This window comes from Cohaesibacter haloalkalitolerans (assembly GCF_003574655.1).
In the GTDB taxonomy this organism is placed as follows: domain Bacteria; phylum Pseudomonadota; class Alphaproteobacteria; order Rhizobiales; family Cohaesibacteraceae; genus Cohaesibacter; species Cohaesibacter haloalkalitolerans.
In genome coordinates, this window is sequence record NZ_QNUM01000006.1 from 72,890 (window position 1) to 85,163 (window position 12,274).

Below are 12,274 nucleotides of genomic sequence, written 5' to 3' on the forward strand. Positions count from 1 at the left end.
TCCTGATCTCTTGCAAGCAGCGATTGGCTTTGGAAGCCCCTTTTGCAGCCATGCTCCGGGCAACAAGGTGCATCACTTTTCACAGGCAAAAGCTACGCTGTTAAAAAAGTGAAATAAAAACGCAAACGCCCTTGCCAAGTCGGTCAATAGGGATTAGACAACAGCCTCACTTGCCGAGCACAAATCAGCCGGCAAAGAGGGAAGCGCCCGTAGCTCAGCTGGATAGAGCACCAGACTACGAATCTGGGGGTCAGAGGTTCGAATCCTTTCGGGCGCGCCATCTCTCTTCTTTTCTTCCGCGAAAATCGAATTCCTGTCACCTGCCAGCGATGGCATTGGTTCGTGGTGTTTTGTACGGTGTGTCGTGGGCTTTGCGCCCTGGGCCTTGTGGATTGGGTGTTGTGTTGGTGCCGCTTGTGGCAGGCAACAAAAAAGGCGCCGGAGCGCCCTTCTCATTCTTGGTGAAGAAAACTGTCAGACGGACCGCGCATCATGCGCCGATCAGTCCAACTCCATGTCGACCACTTCGGAAATCATCACATAACCCTTGTCGAGGATCGGCCAGCTCCTGGCGACCTTCACGGCCTCATCGGGATTCTTGACCTGGATTTCGGCGTAGGCAGAAAGTGTTTCTCCCACCGGCATGAGTTCCACATTGTCAAGCGTCACCATCATCGACTGCTTCAGGACGCTGCCCGGATTGACAACAACCTTCTCGAACGACTCGCTCCAGGTCTTCAAGGCGGCCATATCCTGTTCACCTTCCTCGAAGGTTTGGGGCAATTCGTTCGAATGGAAAAACAAATTATATCTCGGCACCACCACACTCCATCGTTCAGCCCAATTATCGTACCCAAGTGTTCGATTTAGACGGAATTCGAGTTGAAACCGAGCAAAATTGTGGCCTTGAACGTTGTGATCGGGACATATCAACTGGTACAATCCCAATAAGAAACATGGGAGAAGCAAATGATCCGTTGGGGTATACTTGGAACAGCGAAGATAGCACGTGAACAATTGGTGCCAGCCATCCATGCATCCAGAAATGGGCTCTTGCAGGCTGTTGCCAGCAGGAACGGGGAAAACGCAAAAGCCTTTGCCGAGCGATTTGGCATGCCGCTGGCGTTTGGCAGCTACGAGGAGTTGCTTGCCAGCAAGGATGTGGATGCCATCTATATCCCCTTGCCGACATCGCAGCATGTGGAATGGACCCGGCGTTGCCTTGAAGCTGGCAAGCATGTGCTGTGCGAAAAGCCGATTTCACTGCATGCAAGGGAAATCGAAGCGCTGATAGAGGCCCGTGACAAGAGCGGTCTTGTGGCAACCGAAGCCTTCATGGTGACCTACCATCCGCAGTGGCAGCTCGTTCGCTCGCTTCTGGCCGATGGGGCCATCGGTGTGCTAAAGCATATTCAGGGCGTCTTCACCTATTACAATGTCGATCCGAACAACATGCGCAACCAGGTGGAACTTGGTGGCGGCGGCTTGCCGGATATTGGCGTCTACCCGACGGTCACCGCCCGGTTCGCCACCGGCAAGGAACCGTTGCGAGCCAGAGCCTCAATCGAGCGGGATCCGAATTTCGGAACCGACATCTATGCCAACTGCCAGTATGATTTCGGCAGCTTCGACATGACCTTCTATTGCGCAACCCAGCTGGCGCTGCGCCAGAGCATGACCTTCCATGGCGACAAGGGCATGATCGAGGTATCCGCACCCTTCAACACGCTGAACTATGATGCGGTCAGCGTCAGTCTCTACAATGCGTCCCATAGCGAAGTGAAGACATGGAACTTCCAGACAGCCTACCAGTATCAGCTGCAGGTCGAGGCCATTGGCGACAGGATTGCCGGTGAGGATGTTACCCTGTTCTCGCTTGAAAGCTCGCGCGCCAACCAGGCCGCCATCGACGCGCTCTATGCTGCCGACCTCAGCGATGGCTGGGTGGACGTCTGAGCCCGGGGACATGCTGTCGCTGAAGGCCGGATCATGTGAGAAGAGGGGCTTTCCTGAGCCCCTTTTTTCGCGCGTGCTCCACCCGCCCCTATCGGGACTCAGGCTTGTGTCGGGCCTGTTTCTGGCGTGCTGGCCGTCAGCTGCGGGCTCGCCTATTCAGGGCTGGTCATTTCTGCCAAAGCACGGGTATGATGTCCCGCACGACGCTGCCCTGCCGTGACAGGGCATTCCAACCAGCCATCTGACGGATGAAGATGATGCTTGCCAAGCTGATGCCCTTCATAAGGACCAAGTCGCTCCATCTGCTGATCATCTCCTTTCTCTTCATCATCATCTCTTTCCCCTTCTATGAAGAGATGAAAAACCGCATCAATTCCAGTGCGCTGATCATCAACATGTACAAATCGAGCCTTGAGTCCTCGATCTATCAGTACAAGTTCCTGCCGTTCATTCTGTCCCAGAACCAGAAGATCGTCGATATCGTCTCCGGCGATCTCAACGCAACCGAAAGCGGCTTTTTCCTGCAGCGGATCAAATATGCCACCAATGTCGCCACCGTGTTCGTGCAGGATCGCTCCGGCAGGGCCATTGCTTCGAGCAACTGGGACAGCAAGGACAGCTATATTGGCAAGAATTACGGCTTCAGGCCCTATTTCAAGGAGGCAATGGCTGGTCGGCTGGGGCAGTTCTATGGTGTCGGCATCACCTCTCTGACGCCGGGATATTTCATATCCTATGGTCTGCGCTCCGGTGACGCGATAGTCGGTGCCATTACCATCGAGATCAACCTGTCAAGCCTTGAGGATGTGTGGGGGTCCGGACCGGACGAAATCCTCGTCCATGACCGCAATAACATCATCTTTCTGAGCTCGAACAAGGCATGGAAGAACAAGACCTTCGGCGACATCAGCCAGATCGCCATCGACAAGGTCGATTCCGAAAAGCAGTTCGTCCGCCATCTGCTGAGCCCGATCGAACTCCAGCCCTGCTATCGGGTCGGCGACATGACCTTCTACAGCAATTCGATGTTCGGCTGTCTGTTGCCGGGGAAATTCTCCATTGAAGAGAATATCATCACCTATGGCTGGACGATCCTCTCGCTGCAGAGCACCCATTACTATTATGCCCTGGCGGGGCTCGCGCTGCTGCTGGTGGTGCTGGTTTATGCCATCGTCATATTCTCCTTCCGCAACTTCCGCAACAAATACAACCGCAGCATCCTCAAGCTCCGCACCCAGCTCGTGGAAAACAGCAAGCTCGCCTCCATCGGCCAGATGGCGACGGAACTGGCCCATGAATTCAACCAGCCGCTTTCGGCCATCTACATGCTGCTTGACACTTCACGGCTGATGCTGGCGCGCAAGCTCTATCCGCAGGTCGATGACAATCTGGCGCTCGTTGCCAGCCATATCGAGCGGATGACCCAGCAGATCTCGGAATTGAAATCCTTCGCCAGCCGCCACCGCATCGCCAGCGGCAATGCCAATGTGGTGCTGGTCGCCAATTCCTCCATCCGGCTGTTTCAGGCAACGCTGAAAAAGAACAATGTGCCGCTCGATTTTCACGCCAGCCACAATGTCATAGAGGTTCCCTGCAACGAGATCGGCCTTGGCCAGATCTTCAGCAATCTCATCACCAATGCCATTGAGGCAATGGCCACACAGGAGAAGAAGCGGCTGGAGATCCGCATCAGCAAGGAGAAGAGCCGGACCAGCGGACCTGACAAGGTCGTGGTGACGATCCGGGACAATGGCAGCGGCATCTCCGACCCGTCGCAGATCTTTGAATCCTATTTCTCCACCAAGCAGCAGGGCACCGGTCTGGGGCTGGCCATCGTCAAGGGGATCGTGGAGCACTCGGGTGGCTCGATCATTGCCCGCAACCATCCCGATGGTGGCGCCGAATTTGTCATCAAATGGCGCGAATGGATCGATGTGGCGACGGCTGAGCAGTGACATGCGGTTGTAGGTGGTCGGAGTGGCCGTTCAATCGGTCTGCGCGCCCGAGCCAGAGCGGAAACTGTCCGGCTTGATGTCGTGCCGGTTGAGCTTGTCATAGAGGGTCTTGCGCGGCAACAGCAGCTGTTTGGCCGCCGCACCCACATTCCCCCCGGTCTGACGCAAGGCATCCTCGATCAGCTGTTTTTCAAAGGAATCAAGGCATTCGGTCAGGCTCATCCGGTTTTCATCGGAAATGGCAAAGCCGTCGATCTGCGGCGAGACAAAGCCCAGGATGTAGCGATCAGCGAAATGCTTGAGCTCGCGGACATTGCCCGGCCAGGCTTGCATTTGTAGCCAGATGATCAGCTCGGGCTTGATGTCGGGCATCGGGCGCCGATACTGCCGGGACGCCAGTGAGGCGAAATGATAGAACAGCTCGGGAATGTCCTCGCGCCGCTCCCGCAAGGGCGGCAGATGGATGGTGACGACATTGAGCCGGTAATAGAGGTCCGAGCGGAAGGCCTTCTTCTCACTCAGCACCTGCAGGTCTTCCTTGGTTGCGGCGACCACGCGGCAGTCGACCGGCACATGCACATTGTTGCCCAGACGCTCGACCGTGCGTTCTTGCAGGACGCGCAGGAACTTGGCCTGAATGTCGAGTGGCATGCTCTCGATCTCGTCGAGGAACAGCGTGCCCTTGTGGGCATATTCGATCTTGCCGATCCGCTTCTTGGTTGCGCCAGTGAAGGTGCCTGCCTCGTGGCCGAACATTTCGCTTTCAAACAGGGTGTCGGGAAAGGCGGCGCAATTGAGGGGCACGAAATTGCCGCTGCGGCGCGAGCTCCACATGTGGATGGCATTGGCCACCACTTCCTTGCCGGTGCCGGTTTCGCCCTGAACCAGAACGTCGGCATCGGTGTCGGAAATATTGAGGATCATCTCGCGAATGCGCTGCATCGCGTTGCTGGACCCTATCATCACCGGCCCGTCTGAGGCCTTCTGCTGCAGGCGGGATGCAACATTTTCCAGAACCAGCCGCCGCTTCTCGATTGCCCGTTGCAGAATTTCGGTCAGGCGCTGATTGTTGCAGGGCTTCTCGATGAAATCATGCGCTCCCAGCTTCATGGCGTGGACGGCCATTTCCACATCCCCATGACCGGTAATCAGGACGACGGGGATGGCCTCGTCGACGGCCAGCACCTTTTCCATCAGCTTGATGCCCGACATGCCGGGCAGCCGGATGTCGGTGAGAACCACACAGGCAGGATTCTTGCGGACCAGCTTCAATCCGTCTTCAGCATTGTCAGCGACGAGCACGGTAAAGCCGGAGATCTCCATCGACTGCCGATAGGCGAACTGCACGCTCTTGTCATCTTCAATATAGACTATTGAAATATCGATTTGACTCACGATTCGGTCCTCGCTGACAGGGGCATGATGCATGCTACCGCAGAGCGGGGTGGATGGCCAACAGGAAGGTGACACCGGACGGGCGCACCAGATCTCTTGCCTGGGTTCCCAGATCTCTTGCCTGGTTTCCTAGAACTCTTGTTTGGATTCATTGTGTCAAATGCCCTCCCTGCGCCTTGGCCTGCGCGATGGCATGCCGACAGCGCCCAAACCATGCTTCCTGCGTTCTGTTTCACCGGTATTGCTGCCGATGATCTGACGCGGGTTCCCTGCACGGCTTCTCCTCTTGCTCGACTTTATACACATTGCAGCCTGTTGGTCGAGGTTTGCGCTCAATTACCAACCGTTGCGACCGAAAAAAGCCGACGAACGGGCGATTCTGTCCGGTTTGGCGACAACCTTTCGCCCTTTGCAGCCGGAAGACCTTTCTTGCAACCTTGGTCTATGTGCGGATTTCGTGACACTGGGCTTTGGCATCCGTCCGGAAATCCGCACACACAGCCGGCCGAGCCTTATACCAAGGGCTAGGGCAATCTCGTCCGGCGCGTGGGAATTAACAGGACCAACAGCTCGGCTGCTTGGTATCATCAGTTTTTCAAGGCCGCATTCATGATTGAAGAATTTCGCGAATGGTGAACAATAACAGAAGTTTACGAAAATTCTCTTGCAAACGGCCTGGCGCGAAGGAGAACGATTTTGATCATTTCACCCCTTGCCGGATGCTGTTTGGCACGGCCCTTGCTCTTCATAGGGGGAATGGTGGACACTGGTCGTCTGAAGAGGCGTCTGTCCAGCAAGGTCTGCCCGGTCACGTGGAGGTAACCGGGCGCATAGTGAACCGCATGGTCAAATGAAGACAGGATAGGGAGGAACCTTATGATCCGTCTTGCTAGTATTCTCGGTGCCAGCCTTATGGCGCTTTCTCTTGCCGCTCCAAGCTGGGCTGCTGACGTTACCCTCAAGCTCGGCCACATCGCCGTGGCAGATCACCCCTATGGCAAGGGCGCCGACTATTTTGCAAAACTCGTCAACGAGAAGAGCAACGGCTCCATCGAAGTCAAGGTTTTCCCGAGCTCCCAGCTTGGTGGTCAGAAGGACCTGATCGAGGGCATGGTCTTCGGCGCTGTTGACATGGCTCTGGTGGGCACTGCTGTTCTGGGCCAATTCCAGCCGCAGATTTCCATTTTCGACCTGCCGTTCCTGTTCAAGGATCGCGAGCACGCCTACAAGTCGCTCGACACCGTTGGGCTTGAGCTGGGCGAGAAACTCGAAGGCCGTGGCATCAAGCTGCTTGGTTACATGGAAAACGGCATCCGCCACATGACCAACAACGTACGCCCGATCACGGAACCGGCAGACATGAAGGGCCTGAAGATCCGCATCATGACCAACAAGGTGTTTGTTGAAATGATGAAGGCTCTTGGCGCATCGCCAACCCCGATGGCTCTGAGCGAACTCTATTCCGCCATGCAGCAGGGCACGGTTGACGGTCAGGAAAACCCGTCCGCCCACATCTACACCAAACGCTTCTATGAAGTTCAGAAATACGCTTCCAAGACTGCACATGCCTATTCTCCGGAGCCGATGATCATCTCCATGATCAGCTGGGCCAAACTGAATGACGAACAGAAAGCCATCATTCAGGATGCCGCCAAGGAAGCCATCGCATGGCAGCGCAAGGTCTCCGAAGATGAAGACAACGCCTATTGGGACAAGATTGTGGCCACCGGCAAGATGGAAGTCATCGACGTAGACCGGTCCAAGTTCAAGGAAGCGACCGCCCCAGTGATCAAGATGTTCGCCGACACCGTTGGTCAGGACAACATCGACAAGATCAACGCTCTGGCGGACTAACCCCAGCCCCAAGTGAGCCCTCGGGCTCATCCCAAACTTGGGTCATGGCTGGCCCGGCTCAAGCACTCGCCGGGCCAGCCTTTCAACACCAGGCCTAGTCAGGCTGGTGTGCTGGGTCCCCCTTGCCACAACACGCGCCGTATCAAACCAAGTCCTGATCCAATCAACTCCAAGGCTTGGCCCGGAGATTTGCTGCCCGCATTTCCGGCCCCGATAAAAGGTCCTACCTCATGGAAGCCATTTTCAAAATCCTGCGCAAGCTGCTGTATGGCATTTCCGTCATAGCCATGCTTGTCATGCTGACCATCATCTTCATACAGGTGATAACCCGCTATCTGTTCGGCTTCTCCTTCGAGTGGTCGGAAGAGCTGGCCCGCTTCCTGTTCGTCTGGGTCGTCTTCCTCGGCTCGGCGCTGATCATGGGAGAAGACGGGCATCTGGCCGTTGAACTGCTGCCGCGTCTGCTCAATGGCACAAAGCCGGGCTTTCTGCTCAACCTGTTCATCAATGCCTGTGGCTATGTCTTCATTCTGCTGCTGATCATTCAGGGCTGGAAAATGGCTCAGACCATGACCTTCCAGACCTCTCCGGGCCTTGGTATCTCGATGAGCTATGTCTATGCCATCATGCCGGTTTCCGGTGTTCTCATGCTGATGTACCACATCAAGGATACCATCAAGATCTTCCGCTCGCTTTCCAGCAAGGCAGAAGACCAGACCGCCGATGACACATCGGTTGTAACGGACTAGCGGGAGGCAGATATCATGGAAATTGCCCTTATCCTTTCCTTCGTCGTTCTGGCCCTGATCGGGGTTCCGGTGGCTTACGCCCTGGCCCTGTCGGTGTCCTTCGTGCTGGCGGTCTACATGGACCTGCCGCAGGTCCTGATCACCAACAACCTGTTTTCCGGCATCGACTCCTTCTCCTTCATGGCCGTGCCCTTCTTCATGCTGGCTGGTGCCTTCATGTCGGCTGGTGGCGTGACCTCGCGTCTGGTCGGTGTGGCGCAGGCCATGGTCGGCTCCTTCACGGGCGGTCTGGCTCAGGCCGTCGCCGTCGCGGGCATGTTCTTTGCCGCCATTTCCGGCTCGTCGGCAGCCACCACTGCCGCCATCGGCTCCACCATGGTCAACGAGATGGAGCAGAAGGGCTACAAGCGCGAAATGGCAACCGGCATCGTTGCGGCGGCCGGTACAGTCGGCATCGTCATTCCGCCCTCGATCACCTTCGTGGTCTACGGGGTTATCGCCAATGTCTCCATCGGCGACCTGTTCATGGCTGGCGTTCTGCCCGGCCTGCTGATGGGCGGTGTGATGTGCGGCATGGGCTGGTATCTTGCCAAGAAAGGCCAGATCCCTCCTGATGGATCGTTTTCCTGCAAGCGTCTGGCTCTTGCCATCAAGGATGCCTTCTGGGCGCTGATGACCCCGGTCATCATCATTGGCGGCATCTATAGCGGCATCTTCACGCCAACGGAAGCTGCAGCCGTGGCTGCGGTCTACGGTATCGTTGTCGGCCTGTTCATCTACAAGGAACTGACGCTGAAGGACTTTCCGGAAATCGTCTTCAAGGCAGTGATCGGCACAACGCTCATCATGTTCCTCGTTGGCGCGGCCAAGGTCTTCGGCTGGCTGATGACCAACCTGCAGATTCCGCACATGATCGGCGAGGCCGTCATCCAGTTCACCAGCTCCGGCATCGTCTTCCTGCTGATCATGAACGTGCTGTTGCTGGTGCTCGGAACGCTGGTCAATGCGTCGGCCGCCGTCGTCATCCTGACGCCGATCTTTCTGCCGGTTGCGATCAACATGGGCATCGACCCGATCCATTTCGGTGTGATCATGGTGGTGAACCTTGCCATTGGCTGCATCACCCCGCCGGTTGGCCTCGATCTGTTCGTTGCCAGTGCCATTACCAAGGTGCCGCTCGAAAAGGTCATGAAGTCCACGGCTCCCTATCTCGGTGCGCTTGTCGTTGCGCTGTTGCTGATCACGATGATCCCGCCGATTTCGACAGCCTTGCCCTATCTGTTCAAGTAAGGCCTCTATCACTGCAAATAAAGCCTAAGACACACCACTGCCAGATCCCGTCTGGCAGTGCCCCTCAAGGCCCCGGTAACGGGGTCTTTTTTTGTCTTTGCGCCCCTTCCTGTCGCCGCCGTTCGCCCCGAATGGTTGCAACGATCCGGCTTTGACGGCATGGTACTCCAAACGCGGCAGCCCTTGGCAAGGCCGCGAGCGGCGCCAGGACCTGGGAGCAACGGGCAAGCCTATGGACAAACTATCAGTCATGACGGCCTACTGCCGCATAGTCGAACGCGGCAGCTTTGCCCGGGCGGCCGAGGATCTTGGTGTGTCCGCTGCCCTGCTGAGCAAGGAAATCAAGTTGCTGGAAGACAGTCTTGGCTGCGTTCTGCTCACCCGCACGACGCGCAGCATGTCGCTCTCCGAAGCCGGGCAGAAATACTATGCCGAGGCGCTGGCAATCCTTGACGCAGTGGGGCAACTGGATGGCCGTATCCGCGAAGCTGCGGGCACGGTCGGCGGCACCCTCAAGATCAATGCGCCCAACTCCTTCGGTCAGGAAGTCATCGCGCCAATGCTGTCCGCCTTTCTTGAAAGGCATCCGGATCTGCGGCTGACGCTGTCGCTTGATGACCATGTGGTCGACATGGTGGAGGGTGGCTTCGATGTTTCGATCCGGGTGAGGGCGAGCCTGCCCGATTCCTCCCTGATCGCCCGACGCCTTGGCAGGATGCACCAGCGCCTTTACGCTGCCCCGGCCTATCTGGAAAGGGCAGGGCGGCTCGACAGCCCCGAAGATATCAAGGCCCACCGGATCGTCGGCTTCCTTCTGGCCGATCATCTCAGCGAGTGGCAACTGCGTGGACCGGGTGGGCCGATCTCTGTTGCCTTTGAGCCCTCGCTGAAGGTTGGCAACAGCCTTGTGTTGCGTGATCTTCTGATCGCGGGCTACGGCATCGGCACCTTGCCCGATTTCATTGCCCTGAAGCCGGAACAACGCGGGGAGCTGGTGCGTGTCCTGCCCCAATATGACCTGCCCCCGCGGGAAATCTTTGCCGTCACCGCCTCCCGCTTTGGCATGAATGCCAAGGTCTCGGCCTTTCTTGATCATCTGCAATCGGCGCTGAAGGCGTTCCATCGCTGACACAGCGGGGCACCGAGAATTGCTGACGCCTCGTAAAGACTGATGTGAAACCGCAGTGGTTAATCCGCCCAAAGGCCCGCGCTACCTTTCCGGCATAGCAAGCTGACAACTGGAGAGGTTATCATGACACGCATTCTTGTTCTCTATTACTCAAGTTACGGCCACGTTCGCGATCTGGCTCAGGCCGAAGCCGAAGGGGCGCTCAGTGTTCCGGGGACCTGCGTCGACATTCGCCGCATTCCCGAAACAGTGCCCGAAGAGGTCCGCCGCAATGCCGGCTTTATCGAAGACGAAACCCCGATTGCATCCCCGGCCGATCTGGCTGACTATGATGGCATCATTTTTGGCACCCCGACCCGCTTTGGCATGATGGCCGGGCAGATGAAGCAGTTTCTCGATCAGGCCGGAGGCCTCTGGGCGCAGAATGCTCTGGTCGGCAAGGTGGCGGCGGTCTTTGCCTCCACCGGCTCCCAGCATGGTGGCCATGAGGCGACACTGCTCTCCACCCAGATCCCGCTCATGCATTTCGGCATGCTGATCGCCGGTCTGCCCTACAGCTTTGCCGGACAGACATCGCGGGATGGCATCATTGGCGGCTCGCCCTATGGTGCAGGAACCATCGCCGGTGCAGATGGCAGCCTGCAGCCAACCACGACGGATCTCGATGGGGCACGGTTTCAGGGCCAGCATGTGGCCCGGATTGCCTCCCGTCTCGCCGCCTCGACCCTTGAGAGGGAGGTTGCCTGAGGACCGTCGGCTGGTGCATTGAACCTCTGGCCACAGGAGCATGTTCCTTGCGGCCGACGGTCAATGCACCCTGATCGCGGTCCGGGTTTACGGCCATGCGCTTTATCACCCGCTTCCGACGCAAGGAACGGCATGTCCCCTATTATCGTCGCGTGCCTTGCAACCTGCCTCCCTATCTGATGAAAGATATCGGGCTTGAACCACGACCGGAATGGTCTCCCGTTTCCCTGCATCTTCTGCGCTGATCATGAAAAGGAGACCTCCATGACACGGTCCCGCGATATTTTCCTCACGGCTCTTGCCCCGGCCATCTGGGGCAGCACCTATCTGGTGACAACGGAACTGTTGCCCGCAGGGGTTCCGTTCACCTTGGCTGTGCTGCGCGCCTTGCCTGCCGGACTGTTGCTGCTGATCGTCACGAGACGCTTGCCGCGGGGCATCTGGCTTTGGCGGTCCCTGTTGCTCGGCATGCTCAACTTCGCAATTTTCTGGGTGCTGTTGTTCGTCTCCGCCTACCGCCTGCCGGGGGGCGTTGCCGCAACGGTGGGGTCCGTTCAGGCGCTGATGGTCATCCTGCTGGCGCGTGGCCTCTTGGGAACGCCGCTGCGCGCCCGCGCGATCCTTGCCGCTCTGGCCGGGGTTGCGGGGGTGGCGCTGCTGTTGCTCGGGCCGGACGCAGCGCTTGACCCCATCGGCATTGCCGCCGGTCTGGGCGGGGCCGCCTCCATGGCAGCGGGCACGGTGCTCAGCCGCAAGTGGCACCCGCCTGTGCCCGCCCTGACCTTTACCGCCTGGCAGCTCACGGCTGGTGGCCTTCTGTTGGTGCCGCTCGCCCTGTGCGTCGAACCTGCGCTCCCGTCGCTGACGATGGCCAATTTGGCCGGTCTCGTCTGGCTCGGGCTCATTGGTGCCGCCTTCACCTACTGGCTGTGGTTTCGTGGGGTGGCCAGACTGGAGCCGAGTGCCGTCTCCATGCTCGGGATGATGAGCCCGGTCACCGCCGTTGTCCTTGGCTGGCTGTGGCTGGGCCAGACGCTGTCGACGGTCCAGCTGATCGGCGCGGTGGTCGTGCTCGGGTCAGTCTGGGTTGGGCAGAGAGTGGCTACCGGCTCCGCCGCAACCGGCACTGCCCCGACCGGGCGCAAGGAAACACCCGTGAGTGCAAGACTGATGCAGGAGCAGACAGACGGATGACCAAC

The 12,274-nt window shown here is 58.0% G+C and carries 11 protein-coding genes and 1 tRNA gene; 10 read left to right on the forward strand and 2 right to left on the reverse strand.

Annotated features, from left to right (window positions below; all coding sequences use genetic code 11):
• Positions 1 to 203: 203 nt before the first annotated feature.
• Positions 204 to 280, forward strand: a tRNA-Arg gene (locus DSL70_RS15580).
• A 221-nt stretch (positions 281 to 501) separates the two neighbouring features.
• Here DSL70_RS15580 and DSL70_RS15585 read toward each other — a convergent pair.
• On the reverse strand, positions 502 to 750 hold the full coding sequence (locus DSL70_RS15585; RefSeq protein WP_162916763.1) for a hypothetical protein: 249 nt from the start codon (positions 748 to 750) through the stop codon (positions 502 to 504).
• A 219-nt stretch (positions 751 to 969) separates the two neighbouring features.
• Between DSL70_RS15585 and DSL70_RS15590 the strand changes: the two genes are divergently transcribed.
• Both DSL70_RS15590 and DSL70_RS15595 read left to right on the forward strand, forming a co-directional pair.
• Positions 970 to 1,956 (forward strand): Gfo/Idh/MocA family protein, encoded by a 987-nt coding sequence (locus DSL70_RS15590; protein ID WP_119308888.1) that lies wholly within the window; start codon positions 970 to 972, stop codon positions 1,954 to 1,956.
• A 254-nt stretch (positions 1,957 to 2,210) separates the two neighbouring features.
• Positions 2,211 to 3,911, forward strand: a complete 1,701-nt coding sequence (locus tag DSL70_RS15595) for an ATP-binding protein (protein WP_162916765.1) — start codon at positions 2,211 to 2,213, stop codon at positions 3,909 to 3,911.
• A gap of 30 nt (positions 3,912 to 3,941) precedes the next feature.
• On the opposite strand, the gene DSL70_RS15600 is transcribed toward DSL70_RS15595, so the two are convergent.
• Positions 3,942 to 5,306, reverse strand: coding sequence for a sigma-54-dependent transcriptional regulator (locus DSL70_RS15600; RefSeq protein ID WP_245418237.1), 1,365 nt, complete (start codon positions 5,304 to 5,306; stop codon positions 3,942 to 3,944).
• 876 nt (positions 5,307 to 6,182) lie between these two features.
• Between DSL70_RS15600 and DSL70_RS15605 the strand changes: the two genes are divergently transcribed.
• The 7 genes from DSL70_RS15605 (at position 6,183) to DSL70_RS15630 (ending at position 12,269) form a co-directional block, all read left to right on the forward strand.
• A complete protein-coding gene (locus tag DSL70_RS15605; RefSeq protein WP_119308891.1) occupies positions 6,183 to 7,160 on the forward strand; it encodes a TRAP transporter substrate-binding protein in 978 nt (325 codons plus the stop codon).
• Positions 7,161 to 7,390: 230 nt separating this feature from the next.
• On the forward strand, positions 7,391 to 7,909 hold the full coding sequence (locus DSL70_RS15610) for a TRAP transporter small permease (RefSeq protein ID WP_119309175.1): 519 nt from the start codon (positions 7,391 to 7,393) through the stop codon (positions 7,907 to 7,909).
• A 15-nt stretch (positions 7,910 to 7,924) separates the two neighbouring features.
• Entirely contained in the window at positions 7,925 to 9,199 is a 1,275-nt protein-coding gene (locus DSL70_RS15615) for a TRAP transporter large permease (protein ID WP_119308892.1), read from the forward strand.
• Positions 9,200 to 9,431: 232 nt separating this feature from the next.
• The gene (locus tag DSL70_RS15620; RefSeq protein ID WP_119308893.1) at positions 9,432 to 10,328 is read left to right on the forward strand and encodes a LysR family transcriptional regulator; all 897 of its coding nucleotides are present in this window, start codon (positions 9,432 to 9,434) and stop codon (positions 10,326 to 10,328) included.
• Between the two features lie 123 nt (positions 10,329 to 10,451).
• A complete protein-coding gene (wrbA, locus tag DSL70_RS15625; RefSeq protein WP_119308894.1) occupies positions 10,452 to 11,075 on the forward strand; it encodes an NAD(P)H:quinone oxidoreductase in 624 nt (207 codons plus the stop codon).
• A gap of 95 nt (positions 11,076 to 11,170) precedes the next feature.
• Complete coding sequence (locus DSL70_RS22295) at positions 11,171 to 11,320, forward strand: hypothetical protein (RefSeq protein WP_162916767.1); 150 nt, start codon at positions 11,171 to 11,173, stop codon at positions 11,318 to 11,320.
• A 19-nt stretch (positions 11,321 to 11,339) separates the two neighbouring features.
• Positions 11,340 to 12,269 carry an EamA family transporter gene (locus tag DSL70_RS15630; RefSeq protein WP_119309176.1) on the forward strand — a complete coding sequence of 310 codons (930 nt, stop codon included), beginning with the start codon at positions 11,340 to 11,342 and terminating at the stop codon, positions 12,267 to 12,269.
• Positions 12,270 to 12,274: the final 5 nt, after the last annotated feature.